The 13,752-nt window shown below is 67.6% G+C and carries 14 protein-coding genes; 8 read left to right on the top strand and 6 right to left on the bottom strand.

What is annotated here, in order from left to right; all coding sequences use genetic code 11:
- Positions 1-12 precede the first annotated feature (12 nt).
- Complete coding sequence (locus tag ACF8ML_RS14370; protein ID WP_016447642.1) at positions 13-1,671, bottom strand: CTP synthase; 1,659 nt, start codon at positions 1,669-1,671, stop codon at positions 13-15.
- A gap of 102 nt (positions 1,672-1,773) precedes the next feature.
- Between ACF8ML_RS14370 and coaBC the strand changes: the two genes are divergently transcribed.
- The 4 genes from coaBC to ACF8ML_RS14350 all read left to right on the top strand — a co-directional run bounded on the left by coaBC (position 1,774) and on the right by ACF8ML_RS14350 (position 4,956).
- Complete coding sequence (coaBC, locus tag ACF8ML_RS14365; RefSeq protein WP_047326664.1) at positions 1,774-2,997, top strand: bifunctional phosphopantothenoylcysteine decarboxylase/phosphopantothenate--cysteine ligase CoaBC; 1,224 nt, start codon at positions 1,774-1,776, stop codon at positions 2,995-2,997.
- Between the two features lie 17 nt (positions 2,998-3,014).
- On the top strand, positions 3,015-3,548 hold the full coding sequence (locus ACF8ML_RS14360) for a hypothetical protein (protein ID WP_047326665.1): 534 nt from the start codon (positions 3,015-3,017) through the stop codon (positions 3,546-3,548).
- 70 nt (positions 3,549-3,618) lie between these two features.
- Positions 3,619-4,068 carry a dUTP diphosphatase gene (gene dut, locus ACF8ML_RS14355; RefSeq protein ID WP_016447639.1) on the top strand — a complete coding sequence of 150 codons (450 nt, stop codon included), beginning with the start codon at positions 3,619-3,621 and terminating at the stop codon, positions 4,066-4,068.
- Positions 4,069-4,131: 63 nt separating this feature from the next.
- Positions 4,132-4,956, top strand: coding sequence for a hypothetical protein (locus ACF8ML_RS14350; RefSeq protein WP_047326666.1), 825 nt, complete (start codon positions 4,132-4,134; stop codon positions 4,954-4,956).
- Positions 4,957-4,981: 25 nt separating this feature from the next.
- Here the strand turns inward: ACF8ML_RS14350 and ACF8ML_RS14345 are convergent, their stop codons facing one another.
- The 3 genes from ACF8ML_RS14345 to ACF8ML_RS14335 are packed head-to-tail and all read right to left on the bottom strand — an operon-like array spanning position 4,982 to position 7,411.
- Positions 4,982-6,430 (bottom strand): ATP-binding protein, encoded by a 1,449-nt coding sequence (locus tag ACF8ML_RS14345; protein WP_047326667.1) that lies wholly within the window; start codon positions 6,428-6,430, stop codon positions 4,982-4,984.
- Entirely contained in the window at positions 6,427-7,098 is a 672-nt protein-coding gene (locus ACF8ML_RS14340; RefSeq protein WP_047326668.1) for a response regulator transcription factor, read from the bottom strand. Before ACF8ML_RS14340 ends, ACF8ML_RS14345 begins: the two co-directional genes overlap by 4 nt.
- A 7-nt stretch (positions 7,099-7,105) precedes the next feature.
- A complete protein-coding gene (locus ACF8ML_RS14335; RefSeq protein ID WP_016447635.1) occupies positions 7,106-7,411 on the bottom strand; it encodes a PepSY domain-containing protein in 306 nt (101 codons plus the stop codon).
- A gap of 280 nt (positions 7,412-7,691) precedes the next feature.
- Between ACF8ML_RS14335 and ACF8ML_RS14330 the strand changes: the two genes are divergently transcribed.
- A complete protein-coding gene (locus tag ACF8ML_RS14330; protein ID WP_043789865.1) occupies positions 7,692-8,072 on the top strand; it encodes a PepSY domain-containing protein in 381 nt (126 codons plus the stop codon).
- A 145-nt stretch (positions 8,073-8,217) separates the two neighbouring features.
- Positions 8,218-8,793 carry a glycine zipper 2TM domain-containing protein gene (locus ACF8ML_RS14325; RefSeq protein ID WP_047326669.1) on the top strand — a complete coding sequence of 192 codons (576 nt, stop codon included), beginning with the start codon at positions 8,218-8,220 and terminating at the stop codon, positions 8,791-8,793.
- 67 nt (positions 8,794-8,860) lie between these two features.
- On the opposite strand, the gene ACF8ML_RS14320 is transcribed toward ACF8ML_RS14325, so the two are convergent.
- Both ACF8ML_RS14320 and ACF8ML_RS14315 read right to left on the bottom strand, forming a co-directional pair.
- The gene (locus tag ACF8ML_RS14320) at positions 8,861-9,382 is read right to left on the bottom strand and encodes a peptidylprolyl isomerase (RefSeq protein ID WP_043789867.1); all 522 of its coding nucleotides are present in this window, start codon (positions 9,380-9,382) and stop codon (positions 8,861-8,863) included.
- A 152-nt stretch (positions 9,383-9,534) separates the two neighbouring features.
- Positions 9,535-10,986: an aldehyde dehydrogenase gene (locus ACF8ML_RS14315; RefSeq protein ID WP_047326670.1), complete on the bottom strand. Its 1,452-nt coding sequence runs from the start codon at positions 10,984-10,986 to the stop codon at positions 9,535-9,537.
- Between the two features lie 260 nt (positions 10,987-11,246).
- Here ACF8ML_RS14315 and ACF8ML_RS14310 point away from each other — a divergent pair, with 260 nt between their 5' ends.
- Entirely contained in the window at positions 11,247-12,206 is a 960-nt protein-coding gene (locus ACF8ML_RS14310; protein WP_047326671.1) for a helix-turn-helix domain-containing protein, read from the top strand.
- Positions 12,207-12,309: 103 nt separating this feature from the next.
- Positions 12,310-13,440 carry a cupin domain-containing protein gene (locus tag ACF8ML_RS14305; RefSeq protein WP_047326672.1) on the top strand — a complete coding sequence of 377 codons (1,131 nt, stop codon included), beginning with the start codon at positions 12,310-12,312 and terminating at the stop codon, positions 13,438-13,440.
- Positions 13,441-13,752 lie beyond the last annotated feature (312 nt).

Below are 13,752 nucleotides of genomic sequence, written 5' to 3'. Positions count from 1 at the left end.
GCGTTGCGGGGCTCAGGACTTGCGCGGTGCCTTCTGGCGCTCGATCGCAGCCTTCACGAAGGCATTGAACAGCGGGTGGCCGCTCCAAGGCGTGGACTTGAACTCGGGGTGGAACTGCACGCCGATGTACCAGGGGTGAACTTCCTTGGGAAGTTCGACGATCTCGGTCAGCTGCTCACGCTGGGTCAGCGCCGAGATCACCAGGCCCGCTTCGCGCAGCTGGTCCAGATACTGGACGTTGGCTTCATAGCGATGGCGGTGGCGCTCGGTGACCACGTCACCGTAGATGCTGTGGGCCAGCGTGCCGGCCTGCACGTCGGAGGACTGCGCGCCCAGGCGCATGGTGCCGCCCAGGTCGGAGTTCTCGTCGCGGGTCTTGACCGTGCCGTCGGCATCCTTCCACTCGGTGATCAGGGCGATCACGGGGTTGGCGGACTTGGGGTCGAACTCGGTGGAGTTGGCGCCTTCGAGGCCGGCCACATGGCGGGCGTATTCGATGGTGGCCACCTGCATGCCCAGGCAGATGCCCAGGTAGGGCACCTTGTTTTCGCGGGCGTAGCGGGCCGTGGAGATCTTGCCTTCCACGCCGCGCGAGCCGAAGCCGCCGGGCACGAGGATGGCGTCGTACTGCGAGAGCTTGTCGCGCGCATTGGCGTCGCTGATGGTCTCGGAGTCCACATGGGTGATCTTCACGGCTACATGGCTTTGCATGCCGGCGTGCTTGAGTGCCTCGTTGACGGACTTGTAGGCGTCCGACAGCTCGACGTACTTGCCGACCATGGCGATCTTGACCTCGCCCTGCGGGTGCTCGGTCTCGTGGACCAGGTCATCCCAGCGCTTGAGGTTGGTGGGCGGCGTGTTCAGGCGCAGCTTGTCGCAGATCAGGCCGTCCAGGCCCTGCTCGTGCAGCATGCGGGGCACCTTGTAGATGGTGTCCACGTCCCACATGGAGATCACGCCCCATTCGGGAACGTTGGTGAACAGCGAGATCTTTTCCTTTTCCTCGTCCGGCACGCGGTGCTGGGCGCGGCACAGCAGGGCGTCGGGCTGGATTCCGATCTCGCGCAGCTTCTGCACGGTGTGCTGCGTGGGCTTGGTCTTGAGCTCTCCAGCCGTGGCGATCCAGGGCAGGTAGGTCAGGTGCACGAAGGCCGTGTTGTTGGGGCCCTGCTTGAGGGCCAGCTGGCGCACGGCTTCGAGGAAGGGCAGGGACTCGATGTCGCCCACCGTGCCGCCGACTTCGCAGATGGCCACGTCCACGGCATCCGGCGTGCCGATGCCGGCGCCGCGCTTGATGTACTCCTGGATTTCATTGGTCACGTGAGGAATCACCTGCACGGTCTTGCCCAGGTAGTCGCCGCGGCGCTCCTTCTCCAGAACGCTCTGGTAGATGCGGCCGGTGGTGAAGTTGTTGGACTGCTTCATGCGCGTTTCGATGAAACGCTCGTAGTGGCCCAGGTCCAGATCGGTCTCTGCGCCATCGTCGGTCACGAACACTTCACCGTGCTGGAAGGGCGACATGGTGCCCGGGTCCACGTTGATGTACGGGTCCAGCTTGATGAGAGTGACTTTGAGGCCGCGCGATTCGAGGATCGCAGCAAGGGAGGCTGAGGCGATTCCCTTGCCCAGGGAAGACACCACACCGCCTGTGACGAAGACAAATTTGGTCATGTCTTTTATTGGTGGTGGTAAAGCAGGATTATAGATGCGCCGCCGAATTCGCCGCGCCGCGCGGGGCTGCTCGGACGTTGCGGCTCTGCTAAATTGCGCGCCATGACTGAAGTGTTCGCTGGTAAACATCTGGTGCTCGGCCTCTCCGGAGGCGTGGCTTGTTACAAATCTGCCCAGCTGGTGCGCCTGCTGGTACAGGCCGGGGCCACCGTGCAGGTGGTGATGACCGAGGCGGCCGAGCAGTTCATCACGCCGGTGACCATGCAGGCGCTGTCGGGCCGCCCCGTCTATGGTTCGCAGTGGGACGCGCGCGAGCCCAACAACATGCCCCACATCAACCTCAGCCGCGAGGCCGACGCGATGCTGATCGCGCCCTGCAGCGCCGACTTCATCGCGCGCCTGGTGCAGGGCCGCTCCGACGAGTTGCTGAGCCTGATGTGCTTGGCGCGCCCCATGGACCGCGTGCCCCTGCTGTTGGCGCCGGCCATGAACCGCGAGATGTGGGCACACCCGGCCACGCAGCGCAACCTGGCGCAGGTGGCCGCCGACGGCGCGCTGGTGCTGGGCGTGGGAACGGGCGACCAGGCCTGTGGCGAGGTGGGCGACGGCCGCATGCTGGAGCCCGAGGAAATCATGGAGGAGCTGGCTGCCTTCTTCACGCCCAAGCTGCTGCAGGGCCGGCAGGTGCTGGTCACGGCGGGCCCGACCTTCGAGGCCATCGACCCCGTGCGCGGCATTACCAACCATTCCAGCGGAAAGATGGGCTTTGCCGTTGCGCGCGCCGCACGCGAGGCGGGCGCCCAGGTGACCCTGGTGGCCGGGCCCGTGCACCTGCGCACGCCGCGCGGCGTGCAGCGCATCGACGTGCAATCGGCGCAGCAGATGTTCGATGCCGTGCAGCAGCAACTGCCCCAGGCTGGCGTGTTCATCGCCACGGCGGCCGTGGCCGACTGGCGCCCGGCCACGGCGTCAGACCAGAAGATCAAGAAGGACGGCTCGGGCCAGACCCCCACGCTGACCTTCGTCGAGAACCCCGACATCCTGGCGGCCGCCGCGCAGTCCGAGCCCGCACGCAGCGGACGGCTGTACTGCGTGGGCTTCGCCGCCGAAAGCCATGACCTGCTGCAGCACGCCAGCGCCAAGCGCCTGCGCAAGCAGGTGCCGCTGCTGGTGGGCAATATCGGTCCCGCAACCTTTGGGCGGGATGACAATGCCCTGCTGCTGATCGACGAGTCCGGCACCCAGGAGTTGCCGCACGCCTCCAAGTCCCTGCTGGCGCGCCAGCTGGTGGCCGAGATCGCCCGGCGCCTGCCGCCCGCCCCTTGACACCATCGAAGGCCCGCATGTCACAGAACACCTACGAAGGTCCCCGCCACGGCGACTATGTGCGCTATGTGGATGAGCTGCTGCGCGCCAGCCCCCTGTACCGCTCTGCGGCCCATGGCTGGATGGCGCAGGGACGCAGCGATTTCACCGACTCGGTGGCCACGCCGGGCGCGCAGTCCCAGTCCGTGGTCGAGCGCGTGCGCGAGCAGGTGCAGGCTGCGGCCGAGAAGGCGCGCATCGCCGCGCAGCAGGCTTCGGTGCCTGCCCTGCCGGGGCGCCCGCCGTCTGCAGGCGACAGGAACGGCGATAGAAATGGTGGCAGGGCCGATCGCGGCCGGCAGGCGGCGCGGGCACAGCAAGCCCAGGCCTCCTCCGCCGCCAAGGCTGTCAAGAAGACGGTCTTCAAGATAGGTCCGGGCCAGTTGCTGGGTATCGTGATCGGCCTGATCCTGGCCGTGGTGATTCCGGGCGTCGGCCCCTTCATCCTGCTGCTCACCATCATCAATGCCATCGTCAAAGGCTTTCGCAGCGGGCTCAAGTCGTCCGGGTGACGGCGCGGGGCACAATGCGCGCTTTGCTTTTCAAGAGAGCCTGCCGTGAGGCGCTCCCCAGATTGTTTCCATGAACGTTGATATCAAGATCCTTGACGCGCGCCTGCGCGAGAACATGCCCGCCTACGCCACGCCGGGAAGCGCGGGCCTGGACCTGCGCGCCTGCATCGATGCGCCTTTGATGCTGGAGCCCGGCCAATGGCAACTGGTGCCCACGGGCATGGCCATGTACCTCAAGGACCCCGGCTACGCCGCCATGATCCTGCCGCGCTCGGGCATGGGCCACAAGCACGGCATCGTGCTGGGCAACCTGGTCGGCCTGATCGACAGCGATTACCAGGGCCAGCTCATGGTCAGCGCCTGGAACCGCTCGGCCACGGCCTTCACGCTGCAGCCCATGGACCGCCTGGCCCAGCTGATCATCGTGCCCGTGGTGCAGCCCAGCTTCAATGTGGTCGAGGAGTTCGAGTCGGCTTCCGAGCGCGGCGCGGGCGGCTACGGCTCTACAGGCAAGCAATAAGGCGCTCAGCCAGAAAACGCCCGCAGCCGCGCTGCCCGGGCATCGCTCCAGGGAGGAATCCGCATGGCCAGGCCATCCCGGCGCACGCGCCACCGCCCATCCGCGTCATGGACGCGCGTGATGCTGACGCAGGAAGACCGCATGCGCCGCCGCCTGCAGCAGCGCCACTGGCTGCGCCTGCATGCGGCACTGACGGGCGGGTTGAGCCTGGCCGGCATGTCGCTGTTGAGCCTGGGCCTGCTGCACGCGGGCATGCACAGCATGGCGCTGCGCTATGGCGTGGCCTTGGCCTGCGGCTATCTGCTGTACCTGCTGCTGCTGCGCCTGTGGGCCGAATGCATGCTGCGCCGCGACTGGGAGGTGTCCGATGTTCCCGATGTGACGCCCGGCGGCAGCGGTTCTTCACCGGCCCGCACGCCGGAGGCTGGCGGATTCGACAGCGGGCAGGGCGGTTCGTATGGTGGCGGTGGCTCCAGCGGCAGCTGGGATGACGGCGGCGCCATGTCCGAGGCCGCTTCCTCGGCCTCGCAAGGCTTTGATCTGCCGGGCATCGATGGGCTGGACGAAGGCGCGGTCGTCCTGGTCCCCGTGCTGCTGGTGTTTGCGGCGCTGCTGGTCGCGGTCACGGGGGCAGGGTCGCTGCTGTGGCTGGTCTTTGGGGCCGACCTGTTCCTGGCCGTGGCGGTGGAGGTGGCCTTTGCGCTGCTGATGGCGCGCACGCTCTACGTGGTGGAGCGCGAAGGCTGGCTGCTGGCCGCGCTGCGCCTGAGCTGGAAGCCGGTGCTGGGCGCGCTGGTGGCCGCCGTGGCGCTGGGCGCTGCGGCCGACTGGCTGTTTCCCCAGGCAGACACCCTGGTGCAGGTGCTGCGTGCGCTGAGAGGGGGGTGAGCCGCTGCCCTGCGGCCTCCCGCGCTCATGCCTCTCGTCGCGCTCCGGGCAGGTGCAGCTGCATGCGCAGGCCGCCCAGCGGCGAGCGGCTGGCTGCGATGCTGCCGCCATAGGTCTGCACCAGGTCACGCACGATATCCAGGCCCAGCCCTGCGCCGGGCCTGCGCTCGTCCAGGCGCTCGCCGCGCTCGAAGATGCGGTCGAGGTCGGCGTCTTCGATGCCAGGGCCGTCATCGTCCACCGTCAGCAGCAAGGGGCCGCCGGCCTGATCGTGCTCCAGGCCCTGGACTTCCAGGCTCACGGCCTGGGCTGCCCACTTGCCGGCGTTGTCCAGCAGGTTGCCCAGGATTTCCATCAGGTCCTGGCCATCGCCCAGAAAGTCCCAAGGCTGCGCATCGCCCTTCAGCGCGAAGCGGATGCCGCGGCCGGCGTGCAGCCGCTCCATGGTGCGCACCAGCGAGGCCAGCGGCGGCTGCAGCGGCGTGCGCAGGCCTGTGGCCTGGCGGGCCGCAGCGCGGGCGCGTGCCAGATGGTGGTCCACCTGGCGGCTGGCGCTGGCGACCTGCTCGCGAACCAGTTCGGCCAGCGCCCCGCCTTCCTGCGCGGCGGCATTGCCGAGGATGGACAGCGGCGTGTTCACCGCATGGGCCAGGTTGCCGGCCTGCGTGCGCGCGCGCTGCACCATGTCGGCGTTCACATCCAGCACATGGTTGAATTCCTGCACCAGGGGGCGCAGTTCCTGCGGAAACCGGCCTTCGAGGCGCGGCGTTGCCCCCTTGCGCACGTCGGACAGGCCTGTGCGCAGCAACTGCAGCGGCCGCAGCGCCAGGCGCAGCTGCAGCACCACTGCCAGCGCCAGCCCGGCCGCCAGCGTGCCCAGTGCGGCGATCAGCATGGTGGTGAAGCGCTGCATGGGCTCGGCCAGCAGGGCGCTGTCGGCCGCAACGATCAGGCGCAACGGCGGCGCGTCGGCTTCGGGCAATTGCAGGGGGCGTGCCACGGCCACGAGCGGGTGGCCCTGACCATCGGGCAGCATGCCCGTGCTCAACGCCGTGTCTTCCTGGTGTTCGCCGGGATTGCCGGCATCGGCACGGAACTGGCGCCAGTCCAGTGTCTGGTCCCACAGCGAACGAGAGCGCAGCAGGCCGGCCTTCTCGGGCGGGCCCGCCCCATCGCTCACCTGGTCGATCTGCCAGTACAGGCCCGACAGCGGCTGCGCCAGGCGCGGATCGCCCACGGCCAGTCCTACCTCAATGCGCCCGCCGGGCAGGCTGTTGACGGCTGCGCTGAGCTGGTCGAGCTGCAGCACCAGCTGCGCCTGCAACTGCTGCGCGATGTGATCGCGGAACAGTCCGCGCAGTCCCCAGCCGGCCAGCAGCACGGCCGCCAGCACCCAGGCCAGCGTGCCGGCCAGCAGGCGCAGGCGCAGCGAATCACCGAGCCGGGATACCTGTCTTTCCTGTGGTGCGTTCATGCAGCGGGCGCGCCTTCCACCAGCCGGTAGCCCAGTCCGCGTACGGTCTCTATGCTGCCGGCCGGCAGTTTCTTGCGCAGGCGGCCGACGAAGACCTCGATGGTGTTGGAGTCGCGGTCGCTGTCCTGCGGGTAGATGTGTTCGGACAGCTCGGTGCGCGATATCACCTGGCCCACGCGCTGCATCAGCAGGGCCAGCACCTTGAATTCATGGCTGGTCAGCGTGAGCGGCTGGCCCGCCACGCTCACACGCGCCTGGCGCGAGTCCAGCACGATGGGGCCGCATTGCCACTGGGCGCTGGCGTGCGGGCTGAGCCGGCGCAGCAGGGCGCGCAGGCGGGCCATCAGCTCTTCCATGTGGAAGGGCTTGGCCAGATAGTCGTCGGCGCCGGCATCCATGCCGGCCACCTTCTCATGCCAGGCGCCGCGCGCCGTGAGGATCATCACCGGCATGACCCGCCCTTGGTCGCGCCAGGCGCGCAACACCGTCAGGCCATCGCGCACGGGCAGGCCCAGGTCCAGCACGGCGGCATCGAACTCCTCGACCTCGCCCAGGTACTGGGCCGTTGCGCCGTCGGCCGCCGTCTCCACCGTATGCCCGGCCTGCTGCAGCGCCTGCACGAGCTGGCTGCTCAGCGTGGGCTCGTCTTCCACCACGAGGATTCGCATCTTTTTCCTAGTCCTTGCGCTTGAAGCTCAGCACCTTGCCATCGCGTGCATCGATCTTGAGCTTGGCCACGCGGCCGCCCGATTGCAGCAGCCGGATCTCGTAGATGAAGCGGCCGTCGTCATGCTCGAACTCGACCTTGATGACCTGGCCCTGGTAGTCGCGCTCGACCTGGTCGAGCACGGTGCGCAGCGGCAGCACGCGGCCTTGCTGCAGGGCCTGGCGCGCGAGTTCATGGTCGCTGTCGCCGGCATCCGAGGGCGTGGTCCAGGAGGCCAGGGCCGCCGCCATCAGCAGCAGCGAGGCCAGCAGCATCCAGGACCTGCGAGGAATGGAGAAGGATGGAGTGGGCATGGAAAACTTTATAGCCCAGCGTGGATGAACCTCGGATGAACGGCTGCTTCAGCTTGCGTTCATGGCCTGCATCGAACAATGGCTGCACGCCGTCGCAATCCACCGGAAACGAAGGCGCAGCAGCCGGCAGATGCGGCCTTTTCAGATGCATCGCCAGCCCAATCGCCGACCCAATCGCCGGCCCAGTCGCCGGCCCAGTCGCCGGCCCAGACGCCGACCTTCACATGCCAAGGAGAACCTCATGCCTTCCATCCGACAACTGATTTCCCGCGCTGCACGCCATGGCCTGACGGGCCTGGGCATTGTTCTGATCGCCACTGCCGGGCTGGTCGCCCAGGTGCAGGCCCAGGCCGCCGCCACGGGCGGTCCTTCGGTGACCGTGCAGGCCGGCGAAGCCGTGGCCACCACGGTGGCCTCCGTGCGCGGCGCCTTCCAGGGGCCGGGGCTGAGCATCCGCGAAGTCTTCGAGCGCATGGAAGGCCTGGGCTACCGCGACCTGCGCGAGATCGAGTGGGAAGACGGCCTCTACCAGGTCAAGGGCCAGACCAGCGATGGCCGTCCCGTGAAGCTCTATGTCGATGGCAACAACGGCAACGTGCTCAGCATCCGAGCACGCAATTGAGGCCGGGCCGGCGGGCTGATTTTTGTCAGCAAGTGTTCAGTCCGGTCGGCGCACATGCAGCCTGGGGCGTTGCAGTGGTATGCAGCCGCAGGCCGGGTCGGCGGCTGCCCTTGATCGATCCACGGACAGTACACAGGAGATTTCCATGCCCCCTTCCATTCATCGCTTAGGCGCCATCGGCACCAGCTGCATTGCAGCGCTGATGCTCAGCGCCTGCGCGGGCTATCCACAGCAGGGCGGATATCCGGGTGGCGGCTACCCTGCAGGTGGCTATCCCGCTGGCGGATATCCCACCGGGGGCTACCCCAGCGGGGGCTATCCCGCCAGCGGCCAGCCCGGCACGGCCTACCCGGGCGGCGGTGGCTATGTGCAGCAGGGGCGCGTGACCAATGTGCAACTGGTTCAGATCCAGCAGCCCAGCGGCATCGGTGGCTCGGGCATAGGTGCCGGGGCAGTGGTGGGTGGCGTGGTCGGCGGGGTGCTGGGCCGTCAGGTGGGCAAGGGCAGCGGGCGCGACATCGCCACCATTGCGGGCGTGGTGGGCGGTGCCATGGCGGGCAATGCCATCGAGAAGAACACCGGCCCTGGCGACCTGCGCGATGTCTACCGTGTCACCGTGCAGTTGAACGACGGCAGCACGCGCGTGTTCGACTACCAGAGCAATCCGCAGCTGCGCGTAGGCGAGAGCGTGCGCGTGGACAACAACCAGCTGCTGCGCTGAGTACCAGGCTCGCTCCATGCAAAAGGGCTCCCCGAAGGGAGCCCTTTGCCATTTCAGCGCGGCAATTTCAGTGCAGCGTGTCGTTGCCCGGTGCCATGGGCTGGATGCGGAAGAAACCGGTGCCGGCCGAGCCGCGGCCGATTTCCTCCTCGGTGGCTTCGCGCACGCCTTCGACCTTCAGGTGCAGGCGCAGCGCGATGCCGGCCAGCGGATGGTTGCCGTCCAGCACCACATGCTCGGGATAGATTTCGGTCACCGTGTAGAGCAGGTCGGGCGGCACGGCGCTGCAGCCCTTGGGCAGGGCGCTGGCCTCGAAGCTCATGCCTTCTTCCAGCTCTGCCGGGAACAGGGCGCGCGGCTCCAGGAAGATCAGGCTTTCGTTGTAGTCGCCGAAGGCTTCCTCGGGCTCCAGGTGCAGGTCCAGGACCTTGCCCTGGCCGTGGCCCTGCAGGGCCTCCTCGATGCGCTTGAGCAGGTCGTCGCCGCCGACCAGGAACTCCACGGGCTCATCGAGCACGTCCAGTTCCTCGCCCAGGGTGTCCTTGAGAGTCCAGGTCAGAGCGACCACGCATTGTTCTGTGATTTCCATGGTGTGCAGCTTGTGCGGCCCATGCCGCGGTGGGGGAAAAGAAAGACCGCCGCGCGCGCCCTTATTTGACGAAGGCGTGCCGGCGGCCGCGTTGGCGCGATTTTCCCACGGCGGCCCGGCTGCTGCGCAGGCCGGGCGGCGAGTCCTGCCGATCAGAACGGATAGTGGCGGGGCGCGGTCTGCATGGTGATCCAGCGCGTCTCGGTGAAGGCGTCGATGCCTGCCTGGCCGCCGAAGTGGCCGTAGCCCGAGTTTTTCACGCCGCCAAAGGGCATCTGTGCCTCGTCATGCACGGTGGGGCCGTTGACGTGGCAGATGCCGGCCTCGATGCGCGCGGCCACGCGCCAGCCGCGTGCGGTGTCGCGGGTGTAGACGGACGAGGACAGGCCGAACTCGTTGTCGTTGGCCATGGCGATGGCCTGCTCCTCGCCGCGTACGCGCACGATGGCCTTGACGGGGGCGAAGGTTTCCTCGCGGAAGATGTCCATCTCGGGCGTGACGCCGTCGATCAGCGTGGCGGCCATCAGGGTGTTGGTGGCCTTGCCGCCGCACAGCAGCTTTGCGCCCTTGGCCAGCGCGTCGTCGATCAGGCGGTTGGCGCGCTCCACGGTGGCCATGTCCACCACCGAGCCCAGCACCACGGGACCCTTGCGCGGATCGCCCAGCGGCAGCGAGGTGGCACGGGCCGCCAGCTTGTCCAGGAAATCCCCGGCCACGGCCTCGTCCACGATGATGCGTTCGGTGGACATGCAGATCTGGCCCGAGTTGGCGAAGGCACCGAAGGTGCAGCCGGCCACGGCGGCGTCGATGTCTGCATCGTCCAGCACCACGAAGGGCGCTTTGCCGCCGAGCTCCAGGATGGCGGGCTTGAGGTACTTGGCGCAGGTCTGGCCGATGATGCGGCCCACGCGCGTGGAGCCTGTGAAGTTCACGCGGCGCACGGCCGGGTGGGCCACCATGGCCTCGACCACGGCGCCGGCATCTTCGGGCGCATTGGTCACGAAGTTGACCACGCCGGGCGGCAGGCCGCCTTCCTGCAGGGCCTCGATGATCAGGCCGTGCGTGGCGGGGCACAGCTCCGAGCCCTTGAGCACCACGGTGTTGCCGCAGGCCAGCGGCGTGGCGATGGCGCGCACGGCCAGGATGACGGGTGCATTCCAGGGCGCAATGCCCAGAACCACGCCAGCGGGCTGGCGCACGGCCATGGCCAGGCTGCCGGGCACGTCCGAGGGAATGATCTGGCCATTGATCTGGGTGGTCAGCGATGCGGCCTCCAGGAACATGTTGGCAGCCAGGTGCACGTTGAAGCCGGCCCAGATGCCCGAGGCGCCCGTCTCGGCGGCCATGGCGGCGGCAAAGGCCTCGGTCTTGGCCTCCAGCGCCTGCGATGCCTTCATCAGCATCTGGCGGCGCTCGGTCGGGCCCAGCGCGGCCCAGGCGGGGAAGGCCTTTTGCGCGGCCTCGACGGCGCGCACGGCATCTTCGGGCGTGGCGGCCGGGGCGCGCGTGGCCACCGATCCGTCCAGCGGATTGCGGCGCTCGAAGGTGGCGCCGTTGCCGGCCTGGACGGCCTGGCCTGCGATGAGCATGGTTTGTTCGATCATGACTGTCTCCTTGATATGCGGTTGTGGCCTGGGCGTTGGCGCAGCCGGGCGTGCCGGTCATCGTAGAAGCAGGCGATGGCGCAGGCAGCCCGCTGGGCGCACAAAGCGCATGACGGATCGTGCACGGGCTCCGGGGTTTACCCTTGTCCTGGCTGTCCGCGGGGAAAGCCATGGGGCGCGATGGGCCTGCACTTTCCCATAATCACGTCCATGGCCGCACACAGATCCTTCACCCGTGCGGCGATCAGGAGAGACCGCACATGACCGATGCCATGGTGTTGAGCACCGACGGACTGCCGCCCGGCGAGACGGCGTCGGCCTGGCATGCCTGGATGTCGAGCCTGTTTGCGGGCCTGGATACCGATCTCTATGGCGAACGCCTGTTCGAAGGCCATGTGCGCGTGGCCAATGCCGGGGATGTGGTCCTGACCCGGCTGGAGGCGGGCCGCCACCGCGTCATGCGCAGCATGCAGGGCCTGCGCGCCCATGAGTCGCCCTATCTGAAGATCGTTGCGCCCTGGGAGGGCGTGGCCAGCGTGCGCCAGCACAACCGCGAGGCCAGCGTGCGCAAGGGCAGCTGGGTGATCTATGACACGGCGCAGGAGTACGAGGTGGCCAATCCCGAATGGTCGGAGCACCTCATCGTGATGCTGCCGCGCCAGGCCATCGTGGAACGGGGCATCCGGCTGGAAGGGCTGATGGGGCGCAATGTGGGCGGCAGCTCGGGCATCGCCCGCATCGCGCTGGAGACCATGCGCAGCACCTACCAGGAGCTGCCCGGCATGGCTCCGCACCTGGCGCGCCGCGCGGGCGAGCTGCTGGTGGACATGGTCCATCTTTCGCTGCAGGAGCTGGCCGGGCAGGGCACGGCAGGCACCCAGCAACTGGCGCTGCAGGACCGCATACGCGCCCATGTGGTGGCCCATCTGCGCGATCCGGGCCTGTCGGTGGAGTCCGTGGCCGCCGCGCTCAACTGCAGCAAGCGCCATTTGCACAACGCCTTTGCGGACAGCCAGACCAGCCTGGGCGCCTTCATACAGCACAGCCGGCTGGAGCTGTGCATGCGCGAGCTGCTGCTGCCCGAGCACGCGCAGCGCACCATCACCGAAGTCGCCATGGACTGCGGCTTTGGCAGCAGCGCGCATTTCAGCCGGGCCTTCAAGGCCTATACGGGCCTGGCGCCCTCGGATTTCAGGGCCATGCGCAAGGCTGCGGGCTGAGCGTCGTCCGGCCATTTCGGGCCGGCTTGCGCTGGCGCCAGGACAGGGCAATGGCCGCATAGGACAATGCCGCCCTGTCTTTCTGCTCATTTCGGACCATTCCATGGACACCAACACCCCGCTTGCCCTGCTGGGCGGGCTTACCGCTTCCCAATTCATGCGCCGCCACTGGCACAAGAAGCCCTTGCTGGTGCGCCAGGCGATCCCGGGCTTCAAGCCCCTGATTCCGCGCGCCAGGCTGCTGGCCATGGCAGGCGAGGACGGGGTGGAATCGCGCCTGATCCAGCAGCACGATGACGGCAGCTGGAAGCTCAGTCACGGCCCGCTGTCGCGCCGCAGCCTGCCTTCGCTGCAAAAGCCCGGCTGGACCGTGCTTGTGCAGGGCGTGGACCTGCACGACGACGGCGTGCACCAATTGATGCAGCAGTTCCGCTTCGTGCCCGAGGCGCGGCTGGACGACCTGATGATCAGCTTTGCCACCGACCAGGGCGGCGTCGGCCCGCATTTCGACAGCTACGACGTCTTCCTGCTGCAGGCCCATGGCCGCCGGCGCTGGCGCATCGGCCGCCAGAAGGACCTGTCGCTGCAGCCCGATGTGCCGCTGAAGGTGCTCTCGAATTTCGAGCCCGAGGAGGAGTTCGTGCTCGAGCCCGGCGACATGCTCTACCTGCCGCCCAAGTGGGCCCATGACGGCATCGCCGAGGGCGAATGCATGACCTACTCCATCGGCTTTCGCTCGCCCGCGCGCGACGAGCTGGCCCGCGAGCTGCTGCTGCGCATGTCCGACGAGCCCGATGAGCCCGAAGTGCCGGTCGTCTACCGTGATCCCGACCAGCCGGCCGTCGAAGCCCCGGGCGAGATTCCCGCCAGCCTGCACGATTTCGCCCGCAAGTCGCTGGAACGCGCGCTGGCCGAGCCGCTGGCGCTGGAGCGCGCTCTGGGCGAGTACATGACCGAGCCCAAGGCCAATGTGTGGTTCGAGCATGGCGAGGAAAACGGCATGTTCGAGAGCGTGGTCCTGGACCGCCGCACCCGCATGATGTATGACGCCAGGCACATCTTCATCAACGGAGAAAGCTATCTGGCCGGTGGCCGCGATGCCACGCTGATGTGCAAGCTGGCCGACACGCGCGCGCTGTCGCGCACCGATCTGGCCAAGGCCAGCGACGATGCGCTGGAGCTGCTGTCCTCGTGGTTTGACGCAGGCTGGGTGCGTGGCGGCAAGCTGTCCTGAACCGGGTAGACGCTGCGCCACAGGCATGCTAAGTTCGGGCATTCACTGTTGACAGCGTGCTGCTGAACAAGGGCGGACTTCGTTAGATTTGTAAAGAATTGTCTTGAGTCCGTCAGTAAATTGACAGCCACCTGCTTTTGTTACACAGTGCATGTCAAGGCAGTCAATCCACTGCCCCATCCGGACTTTGCAAGAGGATTTGTGCGGAATTGTTCTGAGGCTGTCAGTTTCGGTCAGCTTCTGGAAAACCTCCCTATAATCTGACGCGAGTCGAATGAATGTTTTGACGCGGCTTGGCCGTAGCGCTCCGGT

The organism is Delftia sp. WSY_10, from assembly GCF_043104705.1.
Classification (GTDB): domain Bacteria; phylum Pseudomonadota; class Gammaproteobacteria; order Burkholderiales; family Burkholderiaceae_C; genus Comamonas; species Comamonas tsuruhatensis.
Note: the sequence above shows the minus strand (reverse complement) of the source record. Positions and strands in the feature narration are given on the sequence as shown.

Excerpts from the sequence above, each read along its gene's own strand:
- ACF8ML_RS14325 (WP_047326669.1), top strand. The coding sequence starts at position 8,218 with ATGCCCCCTTCCATTCATCGCTTAGGCGCCATCGGCACCAGCTGCATT.
- ACF8ML_RS14360 (WP_047326665.1), top strand. The coding sequence starts at position 3,015 with ATGTCACAGAACACCTACGAAGGTCCCCGCCACGGCGACTATGTGCGC.
- dut (WP_016447639.1), top strand. The coding sequence starts at position 3,619 with ATGAACGTTGATATCAAGATCCTTGACGCGCGCCTGCGCGAGAACATG.
- ACF8ML_RS14370 (WP_016447642.1), bottom strand. The coding sequence starts at position 1,671 with ATGACCAAATTTGTCTTCGTCACAGGCGGTGTGGTGTCTTCCCTGGGC.
- ACF8ML_RS14310 (WP_047326671.1), top strand. The coding sequence starts at position 11,247 with ATGACCGATGCCATGGTGTTGAGCACCGACGGACTGCCGCCCGGCGAG.
- ACF8ML_RS14330 (WP_043789865.1), top strand. The coding sequence starts at position 7,692 with ATGCCTTCCATCCGACAACTGATTTCCCGCGCTGCACGCCATGGCCTG.
- ACF8ML_RS14350 (WP_047326666.1), top strand. The coding sequence starts at position 4,132 with ATGGCCAGGCCATCCCGGCGCACGCGCCACCGCCCATCCGCGTCATGG.
- ACF8ML_RS14345 (WP_047326667.1), bottom strand. The coding sequence starts at position 6,430 with ATGAACGCACCACAGGAAAGACAGGTATCCCGGCTCGGTGATTCGCTG.
- coaBC (WP_047326664.1), top strand. The coding sequence starts at position 1,774 with ATGACTGAAGTGTTCGCTGGTAAACATCTGGTGCTCGGCCTCTCCGGA.
- ACF8ML_RS14335 (WP_016447635.1), bottom strand. The coding sequence starts at position 7,411 with ATGCTGCTGGCCTCGCTGCTGCTGATGGCGGCGGCCCTGGCCTCCTGG.
- ACF8ML_RS14340 (WP_047326668.1), bottom strand. The coding sequence starts at position 7,098 with ATGCGAATCCTCGTGGTGGAAGACGAGCCCACGCTGAGCAGCCAGCTC.
- ACF8ML_RS14315 (WP_047326670.1), bottom strand. The coding sequence starts at position 10,986 with ATGATCGAACAAACCATGCTCATCGCAGGCCAGGCCGTCCAGGCCGGC.
- ACF8ML_RS14320 (WP_043789867.1), bottom strand. The coding sequence starts at position 9,382 with ATGGAAATCACAGAACAATGCGTGGTCGCTCTGACCTGGACTCTCAAG.
- ACF8ML_RS14305 (WP_047326672.1), top strand. The coding sequence starts at position 12,310 with ATGGACACCAACACCCCGCTTGCCCTGCTGGGCGGGCTTACCGCTTCC.